The sequence below is a fragment of the Exiguobacterium sp. s191 genome (assembly GCF_018618955.1).
GTDB lineage: Bacteria > Bacillota > Bacilli > Exiguobacteriales > Exiguobacteriaceae > Exiguobacterium_A > Exiguobacterium_A abrahamii.
On the sequence record NZ_JACSNC010000001.1, the window covers coordinates 839,210 to 855,232 of the forward strand.

Consider the following 16,023-nt stretch of genomic DNA (forward strand, 5'->3'; position numbering starts at 1 on the left):
CAGGTCTGCGCCCGTAAGGGGTGTAGACCTGTTGTCTTAGTGTAGCTTCACATGAGCGAGGACACCGTAATGATCGCTCGGTACAAGGTGATGCTGCAGTCGATGATTTCCGATCAGCTGGACGTGCTGTAAGGTCACCTGTGAAAGTGAACGCTGACAGAGTAACCAATCATATCGAACGGGGCTTGTGATGCCGTCATTCTTCCTTACGTACGGATTCGTCACGGAATCAAGCGTCGCGGCGGCAATTTGTCCTGTACGAGCGGCAAAACTACCGGCGAGATCGACCCATTCCTTAAGCGCAGCTTGATGCAGAATAGAGTTTGGACCATCATTAAAGTCACCGCCTAAGAACTCGATCGTCGTGTCATTCGTCTGTGAGGCAATCCATTCGTTGACGAATCGAAGTTGATCGAGTCGGATGTCTGAAGCACGCCAATTGAAATGAATGTTCGTCACGGCAAAACGAACACCGTCAATCGAAAACGGGATCCGAATCGCACAGTGGTGGTTGATGTTTGCTGTCGCAGCGGCACTCGAATCGGTTCGTTCAAACGGCAATTTCGTCAGAATGGCAAGTCCTTCGTCCGGTGAATCCATATAAGGATCCATCATCCAATACGGATAACCGGTCGCCTCTGCGAGGTGCTCAGCGATCGAGACGAATGGTTCATCCGGATGAAACGTCGACATGACTTCTTGCAGAAGGAGAACGTCCGGTTGGTGTTGCTTGATCTCCGCGCATAACGCCTCGAACCGTTTTTGTCGTTTGTGCGGGTGATGCCAGATGTTATATGTCGCAATCGACAATGAAAGACTCATTGCTGTAAGCCCATCAACACCGTATCGTAAAAGCAACCGTCCGATAATAACCGGTCATGACGCAGTCGTCCTTCTTCTTGAAATCCATGTCGCTGATAGAGGCGAATGGCGCCGAGGTTCGTCTCGACGACTTCGAGCTGAATTTTTTGCAGGGATTGCGCTTTTGCCCAAGCAATCATTCGTTCCAGCAGTTGGGTACCGATTCCTTGCCCCCAGTCGGATTGAAGTACACCGAGTCCAAATGATGCCTTGTGCGCGAAACGTTTTAAATGAAAACCACGACATCGGGCGTAGGCGATGAGTCGTCCATCGCGCTCGACGACGAGGATACGATCCGGAACCGAGGAATCGCGTAACTGATTTGCGAAATCCGTCGCGGTCATCACGTCCTCACCAGGCATTCGGTCGAAGTATTCCGTTTCCGCATCGAGTGTTTGGCGGAGTTCGGCGAGGGCTTCAGCGTCACTGAGTCGAGCCGGTCGAATCTGGTACCGTTGTGTATCGAACGAGTGGTGCATCGTCTGCATATGTAATCCTCCGTTCTAGATGGAATATGCTATCATTATGGCAGGGATGGTATCATTTGTAAATTTAAGGAGAGAAGAAATGAAAATTCAAACTGGAACGAAGGAAGATAGGACATTCATCCGCGAGCAATTGATTGCCTACAATCGGCAACATGTTCCTAAAGCCTTATATGAACAATCGGAAGAACTTTGTTTTACAGCATATAACGAGAAGGGCGAATGCATCGGAGGAATTACCGCGTCTTACGGTTGGCAACACATTCATGTCCAGTTCCTTTGGGTGAGCGATACAGCACGACAGGCAGGTGTCGGAACCCGCCTGCTGCAAGCAATCGAAGGATATGCGAAGGAAGCAAGGTGTACGAAAATTCTTTTGGACACGTTTGATTTTCAAGCACCAGACTTTTACCGCAAGCATGGTTATGTAGAGTATGGACGACTGACCGATCATCCATCGATTGGACAAACTCAATACTTCTTCGTCAAGCGGCTTTAACGACGGACATGGACAATCCATGCCGTCATATACGTGAGTGTTCCAACCGAGAGAATGAGAGCGATCGCATAGAACGGAAACGCTGGAAACAGTTGTAGTAACGGCTGTTCAAACAAGAAAGCAATCATCAGGACAGGAAGGCTGATCATAAAAGCGACGTACGCTGCGCGGGTCGCTTTACCGGTGATTTGTGCCTCACGTTCATCTGAGTCGGAAAATTCTGCTGTCGCAAATGAACGCGAACGGTCTTCTCGTAAAAAATAACTGACGATCGAAAGGGCGATTGAAATCATTAAGACTGGTATGACGCCCATTAAATTTAATTCCAGCGACAGGCCCGTACCGGATACAGGATCATCTTGAAATAGTTTCAGATTAGCATGAATCGCACTAATGAGATAAGCAGCTAAAAAGTAGAGACAACAATTAAGTAAAGATTGAGTGACGACACGTTTCATTTGGAATCCTCCTCTAATTGAAATAATTCCTCCACCGGTCGATCGAAGACGCGGGCAATCTGCATCGCGAGTAATAGCGATGGGGTATAGCTTCCTTTTTCAAGCGAGATGACGGTCTGGCGTGTCACGCCGATTCGTTCAGCGAACTGCTCTTGTGTCCACTTATGCTGTTGACGATATAGGCGGACATGGTTCGTCAGTTGCATCTGACGACCTCCTTTCCAGTTGTTTACATTGTAAAGTCTGTTTTACATTTTGTAAAGTGGACTTTACTTTTTAGACGTGAAAAAACCAATGCGTCGATTCGATGCATTGGTGTCGTCGTTCACGATGGACATTCGCTCTATCTTATTAAAGGGATGCGTCACCAGCGAACATCACATGACATGCGGCGTTATAATGACAGCTAGAAGACATGCGAACGTCGTAATGGTGTGATGACGACGTAAGGACAAGGGAAGCGAAATCAGCCCTGCGATTGTTACACCGGATAAGATCCACCCTAAAAGAAATTCCGAGTCAGGAGAAGCGACTGGAATGCTCAACAAGTAAGCTGTCGCGTACGGAAATAAGCCGATGGCATCTAACAGGATACCGCCAAAGACACCAATCAGCAGCAAGCCGATCGACAGACGAAATAGTGCGTTACGTTTAATCATATGCATGCTCCTATTCTGTTTGGTTGACGCAAGAAATCCTACTGTTGAGCCTATTCAATATGTTTCTACAAAAAGCGAGGGATTCCTTTCTGTTATCTATCCCTGAACTTTATCAAAAATCCTCGCTTCTGCACATCAATCGGAATATTCAGATAATTATCGGGTATTCTGTTGAAAACGCCATCGCCGATTCAGTGGAGAGGAGAAGAGAAGATGATGCCTGAACTGATACCGGATGACCGGGAGCTCGAACGAAGGATTCGGATCGTCCATCTGTTGCGAAAACTGGGGAAAACGGACGAAGCGATTGCCCGATCCTTGTATGTTTCGATCGAATGGGTTCAATCGATTTATGAAGAAGACGACTGGCAGCAAATGCAATCATCCTAAGGCAAGGACGTCTCGTCCTTGTTTTTTCGCGTGTTCCGGTATACTAAAACAAGCATCTTAAATCGAGAGGATGAAGTGAAATGAACGTTGCCATCATTGGAGCAGGAATCAGTGGTTTGTATCTCGCGACGCGTATGCAGTAGCTTGGACACGACGTGACGATTTATGAAGCACGCGACCGAATCGGCGGGAGAATTGAGACGGTCGATTTCAACTTAGCAGGACAAGCATATGCCTTTGATCTTGGACCGACTTGGTTTTGGCCGGACAGCGAACCACTGATGGTTGATTTGATCCATCGATTCGATTTACCGACACTGGAACAATATACGACGGGTGCGCTTCGACTTGAACGGGCTGACGGCATCGAGTCACATATGGTTGCGAATCAACCGACGGCGCTTCGCCTTCGTGACGGAATCCGCTCCGTTGCTACGGCACTTGCTGCACGACTCAGACCGGGAACGATTCGACTCAAGTCTCCCGTCAGTCAGATTGATGTCACGAACCGGAGGGTCATCAGTTCAGGAAGGAAGAGTCAACCGTTCGATGAGATCGTCCTCGCACTACCACCACGTCTAGCGGCAAGACTATCGTATGTGCCAGCTTTACCTGAAGCAGTCCTGGATGAACTCGAATCATTACCGACCTGGATGGCGCAACAAGCGAAATGTCTGATTCTTTACGAGAAACCGTTTTGGCGTGATTCAGGCTGGTCCGGTCAGGCAATCAGCTGGACTGGGATGGTGCAAGAGATTCATGACGCTTCCCCACAAGACGGACCGGGCGCGTTGTTCGGTTTTTTCCGGACACAAGCACGTGAACGACAGTTATTGACCGAGGCGGAAATCAAGGAAACCGTACTCGCGCAGCTGGTTCGTCTGTTCGGTGAACAAGCGCGTCAGTCGATTGATTGGGCATATAAAGACTGGTCGACGGATAGTTGGACAGCAACACGAGCCGATGCAGCACCGCTCGTGGATTTCCCGGCATATCATGCCATCAATCTCGGAGTGGAGCATGCAGCGATTTCACTGATTGGGACAGAGACCGATCCGAGTCATGGTGGACACTTAGAAGGGGCCATACGATCCGTTGAACGCTATTTAGAAAAGAGAGGAGTAAAAAAATGATCAAGACGCTACATTATGATGTGTTTACATCGACGCCAGGAAGCGGTAATCCAGCTGGGGTCGTCTTAGACGCCGATCAATTGACTGAGTCGGAAATGCAACGAATCGCGCGTACGAATGGCTTTACCGAGACGACGTTCGTCCTGTCATCCGACCAAGCGGACTACCGCATGCGCTACTTTGCACCGGAACGGGAAATGGATTTATGCGGTCATGGTACGATCGCTGCATTAACGGCACTCGATTCAAAAATTAGTTTATCTCCAACATGTCAGATCGAGACAAAGTCAGGCATCTTGCCTGTGATGCGTTTAGCGAACGGAATGTTTCGCTTGCAACAAGGACGACCTCGATTACATCAGTTTGACGGTGACATAAAGCAAGTTCTAGCCGCGATTGGTCTCGAATTGAAACATCTCGATGACCGATGGCCAATCGTATACGGCAGTACTGGGAACTGGACACTGATCCTCCCCATTCGTCGACTTGAGGACTTCCACCGGATGATGCCGGATAACCAACGCTTTGCCACCGTGTTGACCGACTTCCCACAAGCCTCGATTCATCCGATTTGTCTCGATACATATAACCGACAAGCGACGATGCGCGGACGTCACTTCTCAGCAACGGGAGCAGGAAGCATCGAAGATCCGGTTACGGGAACAGCGAGTGGTGTGATGGGCGTCTACTACCGAAAATTCATCCAGCCACTTGAAACGGAAACTGCGATCATCGTCGAACAAGGACACGAGATGGGTCGACCCGGTCAGGTCGGAATCCGTATTTCTGGCGAAGGTCTTGATCACAGCAAATGGAAAGTCGAGATGGACGGGCAAGCCGTCTTTGTCGGCGTCAAGAGAGTGGGAGAGGAAGAGGCAGATGTTAAAACATTTCATTTGGGATTTTGACGGCACCTTGTTTGATACGTATCCGGTGTTAGTCGATGTGTTCGTGGAATTACTCGAGCGTGAGGGGCGAACGGTCGAACGCGAGCAAGTAGCAGAGCTGATGGCGATCTCGGCAAAAACGACGTATGAGGCGTTTGGTGTGTCCGAAGCGTTCATTCTGAACTACAAGCAACAAAAGATGATCATCGAACAAGAACAGTCTGAACCGTTTCTCGGAATCCGTGAACTGCTAGAGGCGTTATCGACGAGAGGTGCGACGCATCATATCGTCACCCATCGCGGAACATCGATTCATGCGTTGCTTGCAAAACATGGGATGACGCATCATTTTCAAGACGTGTTGACAGCACCGGATGGATTCGCCCGAAAACCGGATCCGGAAGCTGTCACGTACTTGATCGATCGGCACCAGATGGCACGAGACGAGACGATCATGATTGGAGACCGGGAACTCGACGTCTTAGCCGGACATCGTGCCGGTATCAAGACGTGTTTGATAAGCGAACATACAAGTCAGACCGTTGCGACGTATACCGTACCGTCGATCAATCGATTAAAGGAATTGTTACTGACATAAAAACAGCCCCGCTTCCAGTGATGGAAACGGGGCTGTTTTTTAAGAAGACAATCGATCTGCTTCGGTTGCTTCAGCGCGTGGTGCACGCCAGAAATACGTCAGTAAAATGCCGACTGCGAGCATGACTGTCGCAAAATAAAACGGATAGTTCAAATTGACGTCAAACAGTAGTCCACCAACGATCGGTCCGAGAATGTTGCCGATGCTCGTAAACATCGAGTTCATTCCGCCGACGAATCCCTGTTCATTTCCGGCAATCTTCGAAAGATAGGTCGTGACAGCGGGGCGCATCAAGTCGAAACCGACGAAGACGACCATCGTCACGAGAATGATTGAGAGATAGTTCGTCACGAACGTCATCAAGACGACGAGCAGTGTCGAACCGATCAAGCTGTACCGAATCAAGCGAATCTCACCGAACCAGCGCGTCAAACGATCGAACAGTCCCACTTGGACGATGACGCCGACGATCGCACCGAGAGAAATCGCAAGCGCAATGTCCTTCGCCGTGAAGCCGAACTTCCGGTCGACGAACAAGGCGAACAACGACTCAAACGAGGCGAGACCGAACGATGAGATCAATAGGACAAGAAAAGCGATGAAATAGAGCGGACTGAAGACTTTCCGGAAACCCGTCTGTTGTTTGACCGTCGTTGTCTCGTAATGACGTTCCGGTTCCTTAAGCGTAAAGACGGATAACACCATCGCTGTTAAACCGAACGCAGCAGCAAAGAAGAACGGCGTCCGCGAGCCAAGGTCAGCGAGGAACCCACCGATACCCGGTCCGATGATGAAACCGGTCGAGATGGCAGCAGACATATATCCGAGCGCTTTCGGACGAGTCTCGTTCGTCGTGATATCAGCGATGAATGCCGTGACGGCTGGCATGATGAAAGCCGCACTGACACCACCGAGAATCCGTGACGCGAACAGGACTTCGACGCTTTGACCGAGACCGAATAAGAGCTCGGACATACTGAAGATGAACAAACCGATGATGATCATCGGTTTACGTCCGTACTTATCGACGGCACGTCCCGCGAGTGGTGACAGAATCAGTTGCGCAAAGGCGAAGGCGGAAACCATGTAACCGACCGTCGCTCCCGAGATGTTCAACTCGTTCATGATCGTCGGTGTGACGGGAATGACGAGTCCAATGCCTAAAAAGGCGATGAATAAGTTGAGCAGGAGTGTACTTAAAATCAATGTATTGTTTTGCATAGTTCACCTCAATAGAATTAAATCGTTTTTGACATACCGCGCCAGACGATCGGCCAGACAGCTTGCTGTCGAGCGTGAAACGCTTCGACACCGTTGTAGACGAGTTCCGTCAGCGTACCTTCCGCAACCGTCAGATAGGCGAGAGCGGCACTTTTGTAATCCGTCGAATAGAGAATCTGTTCCGTTCGGTCTCGTTCGCGTAGTAATCGCGTTAATAGATCGTGCAGTGAATCGAAAAACGGATTGAAGCGGTCCGTCATTTCTTGTTCGAGCTTCTCCGGTGGAAAATAGGCAGCCCGAAGGATGAATCGCATCAGGATATCGTCTTGCTGTTCCGAAATGAACCAATCGAAGAAGCCGTGCAGCGATTGCTCAAGCGGCTGCTGCCGCGTACTCGTGAAATACGTCGCAAAGCGGCGCTTTTGTTCTTGCAAGGCGTACGTCGTCGCTTGCAGGAACAGGTCGTCCTTCCCTTTATAGTGCGCATAGATCGATGGCTTTTTTATGCCAACCTCTGTCGCGATCTCTTGCAACGATGCCCCTTCATAGCCGTGCGCAGCAAAATGATGGATGCTCGTCTGTAACAATTGTTGGGCTTTCAGATGAATCACCTTCCTAACGGTCGTTAGGTAACACTGTAACAGCAAATTTCAAATGTAGTCAATCAGATTGTCTTACCGCACAAAAAAACTGACTCCGCGAAGGCGGAATCAGTTATGGAAGAATTATTATTTATTCATGACACGACCGCGTGTTGCGACGCGTGAGCCGACGATTCCTGCGAATGACGTGAAGATAAGAGTCAGAAGCAGTCCGACGAACGCCCAGATTGAAACTTTTGACGCCGTTTGTGTCGCTTGTTCTGTTTGCTCGCGGACATCTTGGACCGTTTTCTTGAGGTCAGCGGATGTTTCATCAAGCGTTTGTTTCGCAGTCTCAATTTGTTGCGTCGTTTCTTTTGTTGCCGTGTTAAGACCATCGACGATATTTTGCGTCGCTTCTTCCGCTTCAGCACCTGTCAAATCGGTGTTTTTCGCAACAGCATCAGCGATTTTATCTTCATCGACTGATTTCTCGATTTTTTCAGCTCGTGCTGTCAACGAATCACCGAGATCCTGGACGATCGTATCGAAGTTCTCTGGTTTCGTGATCGCTTCCTTACCAGCAGCCGTGACGTCTTCTTGAACAGCGTCAAGTTCGTTCTGCAAGTAACCTGGTTGCAATTCTTTGATGTCCGTATCTTTTAAGATTTCATCGACGTTCCCTTCAAGTTCTTTTGTATCAACTTGTGACACGTTTTTTGTAATCGAATCGAATCCTTTCGTCGCAGCGTCTTGCGCCGTCGAAGCAACGGATCCGATACCGTTACCAGCCGCACCACCGACCGTACCGAGTAGTGAGCCGACCGATTGTAACGTATTGACCGTCGTGAACGTCAAGAGAGCGAACAGTAGGATGACGCTCGTCGACCATGTCAAGAAACCGTGGACGAGACCGGCACGTGCCGACGTCACACCGGAGACGAATCCAGCAACGAACAGCGAGATGAGCAATGAAAGGATTGCCCAGATGATCAAGCCAGTTCCGACACCATCGAATGGGTTATTCGACGTGACGTCCGTGACGCCGAGTCCGATTGCTGAACCGATTAAACTAAATAAGATCAATAAAGATAGAAATGATACCACACCTGCAAAAATCGAGCTCCATGAGATGTTACGACCTGCTCCGTCCGCTTCCGCTCGGAAATGCGACGAAAAGCCTCTGTTTGTTTTTTCCATACTAAGCACTACCTCTCCCCAAATTGGTCTTTCAAGTTTGAGATGTTCATGAATGTAAAAGCTTCATCTCAAGTTTCTTACGCGCATAGCTCTTATATAACCGCTAAATAAGTAAGAGAAACCTAGTATTACAGTTACATGATTAATGGTCGTCTGAACTTCAACGAAGTGATATTGGTTGCGTTTGAAGAAAAAGCATCGTACACTCTTATCAAGTGTCACGTTATACTGTACAGTTTAAAATCAAAAGGAGGTGATCCCCCGCTTCTAGGGGGATACAAGTTGGACATCGTCTTAACACTGAATTTGTTGTTGCTCGTCGTATTGATTGGTTTGACTGCGTTTTTCGTCGGTTCGGAATTTGCTGTCGTCAAAGTCCGGATGTCACGTCTCGACCAGATGGTGCAAGAAGGAAAAAAGGGAGCAGTACTTGCGAAGAAGGTCGCAGGAGATCTGGATTATTACTTGTCGGCCTGTCAGCTTGGTATTACGATCACTGCACTTGGTCTTGGTGCACTCGGAAAACCGACCGTCGAGAAATTGTTGACACCGGTCTTTGATGAACTCGGTGTCGCCGTTGCGCTCTCAACGCTTCTCTCATACAGTATCGCTTTCATCTTCGTCACGTTTCTCCACGTCGTCATCGGAGAACTCGCACCGAAGACGCTCGCGATCCAGTATGCGGAACGGATGACGTTATTACTGGCGCCGTCACTCTATGTATTCGGAAAAGTCATGTATCCATTCATCTGGATCATGAACGGTTCGGCCCGTGTCCTCTTGCGGATGTTCGGTGTGAAACCAGCCGGTCACGAACAAGCCCATTCCGAAGAAGAGTTGAAGATCATCATGGCTCAAAGTTTTCAAAGTGGTGAGATCAATCAATCGGAACTCGCCTTGATGCAAAACGTCTTTGCGTTTGATGAGCGTGTCACACGTGACATCATGGTGCCACGGATGAACATGATGGTCATTTCGGACGAGATGAGTTGGGAAAATCTATTACAGACGATGTCTGACAATCCGTATACACGTTACCCGGTCAGTGAAGGAACGGATAAGGACCGGATTAGTGGTTATATCAACGTCAAGGAAGTGCTCGCCCATCACGCGGTACAAGACGAACGAGAACTTGCATCGTTCCTTAAACCGTTGCCGGTCGTTTCGGAATTGACACCGCTGCAAGAAACACTCTTGAAGATGAAGCAGACAAGGTCACACATCGCTCTCGTCATCGACGAGTATGGTGGGACATCCGGTTTGATCACGATGGAGGATATTTTGGAGGAAATCGTCGGTGATATCCGTGATGAATTCGATGAAGCGGAGCAAGCCGAGATCGAACAGTTACCGGACGGCTCGTACCGCTTAGCGGGTACTGTCCTATTAGTTGAAATCGAAGAACGATTTGGTCTTCGATTCACTGAAGCAGAGGCGGTCGACACGATCGGTGGATATATCCAATCACGGACGGCTGCTTTTGAAGAGGGAACGATCGTCACAGATGAGGCGTTTACGCTTGAGATCTTGCGTTCTGCCCAATATCAGATTCAGGATGTCAAGTTGACCTTGCCGTCAAGCTAACAGAAAGACCCGTTTTGCTTAGTAGTTCAATCTACTAAACAGACGGGTCTTCTTTATTGAGCGGAGGGGAGATTGGATTCGGTTGACGGTAACAGTTCCTTCAAATACAGAGAAAAAGCTTCTTCCGATAAAGGACGAGCATAGTAATACCCCTGACCGATGTGACAGCCGACGGATTTAAGATACAAGTGCTGCGCCTCGTTTTCGACACCTTCTGCGATCATCGTCAGACCAATCGTTTGTCCCATTGCGATGATATGTGGGAGTAAAGCAGCTCCACCCGTTGTTTCCGGACAATCGTCTACGAATGATTTATCAATCTTCAGCGCATGAACTGGCAGTTGATGCAGGATGGATAAAGAAGAGAAACCGGTTCCGAAGTCATCGATGGCACAGTGAATTCCCTGATCGCGCAACGAATGTAACATCTTGCTGCTATCTGTGACGTCTTGTAAGACGCTCTCGGTAATTTCGAGTTCCAGATAAGCTGGAGATAAGTTCGTCTCAGACAAGGTCTCTTCAATCATGTTTAGGAAATGTTGATCCTTGAACTGGGGAACGGAGATGTTGACGGCGACGATTAGCGGATAGCCTTGCTCATGCCAGTCAAATGTTCTGCGGCATGCCGTCTTTAGAATCCAGCGTCCGAGAGCGATGATATGACCGCTCTCTTCAGCGATCGAGATGAATTCGACGGGAGAAATCAAACCAAAGACTGGATGATGCCAGCGAACGAGTGCTTCCATACCGATCGGACGGTTCGTCTTCAGATCGACTTTTGGCTGATAGACCAGTTGGAATTGATCGTTCTCGATCGCTGCCGGCATATCCATTTCTAGCTGGATCTTCCGATTGAACCATTGGTGGAGTCGTTCATCATACCGGACGCAGTGCATCGGTCCTTGTTGTTTCGCTTGAAGAAGTGCCGTATCAAGACAAGGAAGAATGTCCTGGTGCAAGGAAGTGTCTTCTACGAGACAACTACCAGCATGGATGGTGACTTGAATCGAATATCCGCGAATTCGGAACGGGCGCTCGAATTGGTGTAATAAAGCCTGTTCAAAAGCGGTCAACGAATCATTTGTCGCGTATGGAAGGATGAGCGCGAACTCATCCCCACCGATTCGGTAGATTTCCAGGTCATCGTGACGCAACAGCCGAAGTCGATTCGCGGTCTCGACCAACACACGATCTCCCGTCGCATGCCCCATCGTATCATTGACGATCGTCAAACGATGTAAATCAAGCGAGACGGCCGCAAAAGAACGCGGTAAGTCGTTCGTAAGCCGTTCGATGAAGTGTTGGCGATTCGCGAGCTGTGTCAGCGAATCGTGGTAAGCGATGAATGAGACTTCGTTTAGCAATCGATTGTTGCTACGTAACGTAAAGATTTGCCGACCGAGAACAAGAGAGAACAAGAGCAGCCAACCGCTCGATAGAATATTGAGGTACCAGTCATAAGTCGATAAGACGAACCCTGTCAGTAAACCGATGCTGACATAAGGCAAGATGAAATCGCGTTCCGTTACCGTTCGCTGAGAACGAAAGAGTCGTTCTTGTTGCGGATGCTGTCTTCCTTCTAAATGACCACTCCATCCGATGGACAGAAGCGCGATGACCCAGAAAACATCGACGAGATGTTCGAGAAACGGACTGTTGTTAAACGTAAAGACGGTAAGCATGACATCACCGCACACTTGAAACAAAAAACCAACGACGAGAAAACGGTGATGCGGTTTTCCTTGGTTATAACGAACATGGTAGTACAAAATCGCACTGAAAAAGAGGAGTAACACATCAGCAATGAGAAATCCGAAGGTGGAGATCGTTCGCTCGAGCGAGGGATTCAGGATCTCAAAATAGGGTTGCAATAAATAATAGTCGCTCATGACGAAAGCCGTCGTCATGAACACGACTAAATTGAAGATGTAGTTCTTATTCGTGAAGTTCAATCCGATGCTACGCATCTTCGTGATTAGCGCTAAGACATAGCTGAAATAAGACGAACACCAAAGAATGGTTGAGGCAATCGGTGCATCGACCCGTCCGTCTGCCAATTGAAGGAACAGCCATAGACCATTCCCGAGGACGTGTAATAGAAGACCCGCGAACAAGAAACTTAGAAAACGGAGGTGTGGATTGCGCTGTTCAATGCGTGCGCGAATCATCCAATAGGCGGCAATCAGACCCGCCATCATATGAAAGACGTTGATTCCAATCAAGTGTGCCCACTCTTCAGCAGGTCCAAAACGAATCCAACCATAGAAAACCAGGAATACAGGAAAGACGATGAAAGAGAAGTAACGCCACATGAGTTGAACGGACCTCCTTAAGTTAAAAAGCAAGAAGTGTTATATAGATATCGGTCAAATTTTCCATTTTTTGAAGGGTGCTTACCTAGAATGCTTGAGGAAATGGGCGAGTGTCGCACATCAAAAGTACCATTCATGACGGGAAATTCCATATGAAAATTTTGGATTTTCGAATGATAGCCATTCAAATGTCAATTATAGGTGACGATAAAGAAAATGAAGTCCATCTATGAATGAGGGAGAGAAGCATATGAAATGGTTCGCGAAATCAGCATCACCGTCCTTCGATGCGCGCATCGAAGGCGAACGCGCTCATGTCGTGTTGAATGTTCCGACATCCTTACATGAACAATTACGTTTAATCGGTCTAGAAGCAGTCGATTTACAAATTGTCCGGGTCATCCGCGAAGATGTATCCCGTTGGATGCCGAGCATGGTCGACGCGTTCTACGAGGAGCTGGTTCGTGTTCCGTCACTCCGGCATTTGATTGAACAGCATTCGACGCTCGAACGATTGAAAGGCACTCTCGCTCGGCACATCCTACAAATGTTCGATGGTCAGGTGACGATGGACTACATCGAAGCCCGGCGCCGGATCGCTGAACGGCATGTTCAAATCGGGCTGCATAATAAATGGTATATCGCCGCCTTCCAAAAAGTCTGGAACGTCCTCAGTGAACAGATTGACGGCAGTGATTGGCCGGAAGCAGAACGTGTCCGGATCATGCGGGCAGCGGGGAAACTCTTCAACCTTGAGCAACAAATCGTCATGACGATGTATGAGGATCAAATCGATGAGGAGCGCCAAGCGATCGCGACAGCCAAACGGCACGTCGGAGATGGCGTTCAAAAATCCACGGAAGAACTTGCTGCGATGAGTGAAGAGTCGTCAGCGAACTTCCAGGAGATTGAACGGCACGCCAAACACGTCTCGACGACGACAGACGCAATTTCGATCCAGTTGACGGAAGCGGTCAGTGAAGCAGAAGCAGGTGTCGTCCTCGTCGAAGAGGAGACACGTCGCTTTGAACATGTCGTTGCAGATTTATCACGGACGACCGAACAAGTCGCTGAACTGTCTCGTCTGTCGCAGGAAATCGAGCGAATCGCCGGGATGGTGACGACGATTTCTGATCAGACGAATCTTCTCAGCTTGAACGCCTCGATCGAAGCGGCGCGTGCCGGGGAGATGGGGCGCGGATTTACCGTCGTGGCGCAAGAAATTCGGAAACTCGCTGAAGAGAGTAAACAGTCGGCAGCCGAGACGTCGCGGATCGCCCAAGAAATCACGCAAAAGATGCTCGTCGTCTCAGAGCGGATGGGAACGACGGAGACGGCGGTCGTCCGAACGACGACGGAGATGCAACAAGTCGTCCGTGCCTTCTCACGGATTTCGGAACAGACGGATGCGGTCTCGCGGCAAATTCATGAACTATCGACCGATACGAAGGATGTCGCCGGAACGATCGAAGGCATGCGTAAGATTGCAGAAGCGATTGCTGAGACAGCGGATGACTTACAAGAAGTCGCAGCAACCTTATAAGTGATCCCTCCTTTCTACGGGAAAGGAGGATTTTTTGTCGTTTTATGGAAAAATGAAAGTGGAGGTGTGAAGGATTCATGATGAAAAGTCTTGGATTGATTTTTGTATGTATGATCGCTTTTGTAGGAAATTACGTGATAGCAGGTGACCTCGCTCCACGGGAGTTCTATGCCTTACTCGGTTTAATGGGTGTCGCTTTCTTGACCGGCGGGATTGAATGGTGGCAAATCCGGCGCGATTTACGTTATCGGGGAGTAGAAGAGGGGATATCCGTTCGCTTGGCAGATCGGGCGAGCCGAAAGACGAATACGGTCTTTCTCGCGCATGAACGATGGCTGACGTTCTCACGTCGTTACGCCACGTGGTGGCAGGCAATCCTTGTGCGCTTCGAAAAGTTCGAATCATTTTTTCTCGACGTGACGTTCGAAGGAGACGGGGAAAAATTACAAATTAAAGAGACGAAGACGGAGTGGCTTCGCAATACGACACATTTTGTGATTCGCAAAGATGGACGCGATGTCGGAACGATTCGCACCGATGCGGCACTGCGTCAGCAACTGCAGCTGCAAGAAGTCTTACTTGTCTCGTATGCCGATCAGGAGTATCAGATTCGGTCCTCGACGGTCAAGAGAACGATCAACGTCTATCAAAATGGGGACTGCATCGCGACGGGGTCACGACACGGGGCGCAACTCGTCTTTGACTGTGACACGAATGAACGTCTCTTAGCCGTCGCCAGTATGATTGTCTTTCGACTTGTTTATTCGAAATGATTTTATTTCACTGACCGTAATAACGATTTAAAGGGTTTAAGCGAAAAAAATACCAAGATAGGTCGTTCGCCTAATGATTACATGAATACATACGAAAAAGCGCGCTGATTCTCTTTTGTAGAGATCCAGCGCGCCTTTTCGTTAACCGGTCTTACGGATCGATTCGAACAACCGTCCCTTATAGACGTCGGCAATCGTATTGAGGAACGTCTCGCTCAACTTTTTCGGGAAGAACGGTTTTGCATATACATAATGATATGCCTTCTTCAAATCATCCCATTGTGTACACGGTTCCGTTTGACGGAACCGAGCGACGTCGATGATCCGTGTTCCGTTAGCGGTCAAAAGGATATTGCGTAAATGGATGTCTGATGGGTTCAAACCGACGGATCGTGCTTGTGCTAAAGCCGTATCGACTGTCGTTAAGACGGATTCCGGGATGAACGTCCCGCTGACGAGACATTCGAATAACGTTTGACCTTCAATGTATTCAAGCACGATATAATCGGCACCGTATTCGTAGACTTGCGCATACGTCGGAAAATCAGTCAACTGTGCGTAGATGCTCCCTTCGAGATCAGCGAGCGTTCGAAACGACGGGTAAAATTTCTTGATGACGCGATCCGTACCGCGGATGCGAAAGACGAACGCACTTCGTCCTGTCCCGATTAAGTCAAGTTCACTCGGAAGATGCTCGATCGTACAAACGAAGCCTGTTTCTTTCAATTGGATCAATTGCGCTAACTCAGCGTCAGTTTTCAATGGTGTCACTTCCTTTCCTCCTTCATTTCTTATACCCATTATACGCTCATCTGACAGGAAAAGTTTCAAAAATCGCT

The 16,023-nt window shown here is 48.7% G+C and carries 18 protein-coding genes; 8 read left to right on the forward strand and 10 right to left on the reverse strand.

All coding sequences use genetic code 11. The annotated features are described in order from the left end of the window. Positions 1-36 precede the first annotated feature (36 nt). Positions 37-822 (reverse strand): endonuclease/exonuclease/phosphatase family protein, encoded by a 786-nt coding sequence (locus KNQ09_RS04435; RefSeq protein ID WP_064300955.1) that lies wholly within the window; start codon positions 820-822, stop codon positions 37-39. Further along, positions 819-1,349, reverse strand: coding sequence for a GNAT family N-acetyltransferase (locus tag KNQ09_RS04440; protein WP_064300956.1), 531 nt, complete (start codon positions 1,347-1,349; stop codon positions 819-821). The genes KNQ09_RS04435 and KNQ09_RS04440 overlap by 4 nt, the downstream gene beginning before the upstream one ends. Before the next feature lie 79 nt (positions 1,350-1,428). On the opposite strand from KNQ09_RS04440, the gene KNQ09_RS04445 reads away from it, so the two are divergent. Then, positions 1,429-1,845: a GNAT family N-acetyltransferase gene (locus tag KNQ09_RS04445; protein ID WP_064300957.1), complete on the forward strand. Its 417-nt coding sequence runs from the start codon at positions 1,429-1,431 to the stop codon at positions 1,843-1,845. Here KNQ09_RS04445 and KNQ09_RS04450 read toward each other — a convergent pair. The 3 genes from KNQ09_RS04450 to KNQ09_RS04460 all read right to left on the reverse strand — a co-directional run bounded on the left by KNQ09_RS04450 (position 1,842) and on the right by KNQ09_RS04460 (position 2,962). Beyond that, positions 1,842-2,303 carry a DUF2178 domain-containing protein gene (locus KNQ09_RS04450; protein ID WP_064300958.1) on the reverse strand — a complete coding sequence of 154 codons (462 nt, stop codon included), beginning with the start codon at positions 2,301-2,303 and terminating at the stop codon, positions 1,842-1,844. The two genes, KNQ09_RS04445 and KNQ09_RS04450, sit on opposite strands and share 4 nt — an antisense overlap. Then, a complete protein-coding gene (locus tag KNQ09_RS04455) occupies positions 2,300-2,509 on the reverse strand; it encodes a helix-turn-helix transcriptional regulator (protein WP_064300959.1) in 210 nt (69 codons plus the stop codon). Before KNQ09_RS04455 ends, KNQ09_RS04450 begins: the two co-directional genes overlap by 4 nt. 171 nt (positions 2,510-2,680) lie before the next feature. Then, the gene (locus tag KNQ09_RS04460; protein WP_214857600.1) at positions 2,681-2,962 is read right to left on the reverse strand and encodes a hypothetical protein; all 282 of its coding nucleotides are present in this window, start codon (positions 2,960-2,962) and stop codon (positions 2,681-2,683) included. Positions 2,963-3,175: 213 nt separating this feature from the next. On the opposite strand from KNQ09_RS04460, the gene KNQ09_RS04465 reads away from it, so the two are divergent. The 4 genes from KNQ09_RS04465 (at position 3,176) to KNQ09_RS04480 (ending at position 5,970) form a co-directional block, all read left to right on the forward strand. Beyond that, positions 3,176-3,352 carry a hypothetical protein gene (locus tag KNQ09_RS04465; protein WP_169738094.1) on the forward strand — a complete coding sequence of 59 codons (177 nt, stop codon included), beginning with the start codon at positions 3,176-3,178 and terminating at the stop codon, positions 3,350-3,352. 155 nt (positions 3,353-3,507) lie between these two features. Continuing rightward, complete coding sequence (locus KNQ09_RS04470) at positions 3,508-4,485, forward strand: flavin monoamine oxidase family protein (RefSeq protein WP_214857602.1); 978 nt, start codon at positions 3,508-3,510, stop codon at positions 4,483-4,485. Further along, complete coding sequence (locus tag KNQ09_RS04475) at positions 4,482-5,393, forward strand: PhzF family phenazine biosynthesis protein (protein WP_214857604.1); 912 nt, start codon at positions 4,482-4,484, stop codon at positions 5,391-5,393. The genes KNQ09_RS04470 and KNQ09_RS04475 overlap by 4 nt, the downstream gene beginning before the upstream one ends. Next, positions 5,365-5,970 (forward strand): HAD-IA family hydrolase, encoded by a 606-nt coding sequence (locus KNQ09_RS04480; RefSeq protein WP_214857606.1) that lies wholly within the window; start codon positions 5,365-5,367, stop codon positions 5,968-5,970. The genes KNQ09_RS04475 and KNQ09_RS04480 overlap by 29 nt, the downstream gene beginning before the upstream one ends. A 39-nt stretch (positions 5,971-6,009) precedes the next feature. Here the strand turns inward: KNQ09_RS04480 and KNQ09_RS04485 are convergent, their stop codons facing one another. The 3 genes from KNQ09_RS04485 to KNQ09_RS04495 form a co-directional block, all read right to left on the reverse strand. After that, positions 6,010-7,191, reverse strand: coding sequence for an MFS transporter (locus KNQ09_RS04485; RefSeq protein WP_058265930.1), 1,182 nt, complete (start codon positions 7,189-7,191; stop codon positions 6,010-6,012). 17 nt (positions 7,192-7,208) lie between these two features. Next, positions 7,209-7,802 (reverse strand): TetR/AcrR family transcriptional regulator, encoded by a 594-nt coding sequence (locus KNQ09_RS04490; protein WP_231884734.1) that lies wholly within the window; start codon positions 7,800-7,802, stop codon positions 7,209-7,211. A 117-nt stretch (positions 7,803-7,919) separates the two neighbouring features. After that, on the reverse strand, positions 7,920-8,972 hold the full coding sequence (locus KNQ09_RS04495; RefSeq protein WP_050677910.1) for a YrzE family protein: 1,053 nt from the start codon (positions 8,970-8,972) through the stop codon (positions 7,920-7,922). A gap of 282 nt (positions 8,973-9,254) precedes the next feature. Here KNQ09_RS04495 and KNQ09_RS04500 point away from each other — a divergent pair, with 282 nt between their 5' ends. Then, positions 9,255-10,556 carry a hemolysin family protein gene (locus tag KNQ09_RS04500; RefSeq protein WP_047395248.1) on the forward strand — a complete coding sequence of 434 codons (1,302 nt, stop codon included), beginning with the start codon at positions 9,255-9,257 and terminating at the stop codon, positions 10,554-10,556. A gap of 53 nt (positions 10,557-10,609) precedes the next feature. Here the strand turns inward: KNQ09_RS04500 and KNQ09_RS04505 are convergent, their stop codons facing one another. Beyond that, the gene (locus KNQ09_RS04505) at positions 10,610-12,868 is read right to left on the reverse strand and encodes a putative bifunctional diguanylate cyclase/phosphodiesterase (RefSeq protein ID WP_214857608.1); all 2,259 of its coding nucleotides are present in this window, start codon (positions 12,866-12,868) and stop codon (positions 10,610-10,612) included. 250 nt (positions 12,869-13,118) lie between these two features. Between KNQ09_RS04505 and KNQ09_RS04510 the strand changes: the two genes are divergently transcribed. Together KNQ09_RS04510 and KNQ09_RS04515 are read left to right on the forward strand one after the other, a co-directional pair. After that, positions 13,119-14,411 carry a globin-coupled sensor protein gene (locus KNQ09_RS04510; protein WP_064300965.1) on the forward strand — a complete coding sequence of 431 codons (1,293 nt, stop codon included), beginning with the start codon at positions 13,119-13,121 and terminating at the stop codon, positions 14,409-14,411. Positions 14,412-14,521: 110 nt separating this feature from the next. Beyond that, on the forward strand, positions 14,522-15,184 hold the full coding sequence (locus tag KNQ09_RS04515) for a hypothetical protein (protein WP_214857610.1): 663 nt from the start codon (positions 14,522-14,524) through the stop codon (positions 15,182-15,184). A 141-nt stretch (positions 15,185-15,325) separates the two neighbouring features. Here KNQ09_RS04515 and KNQ09_RS04520 read toward each other — a convergent pair whose 3' ends face one another. Next, positions 15,326-15,955, reverse strand: a complete 630-nt coding sequence (locus KNQ09_RS04520; protein ID WP_023468282.1) for a Lipopolysaccharide core heptose (II) kinase — start codon at positions 15,953-15,955, stop codon at positions 15,326-15,328. Positions 15,956-16,023 lie beyond the last annotated feature (68 nt).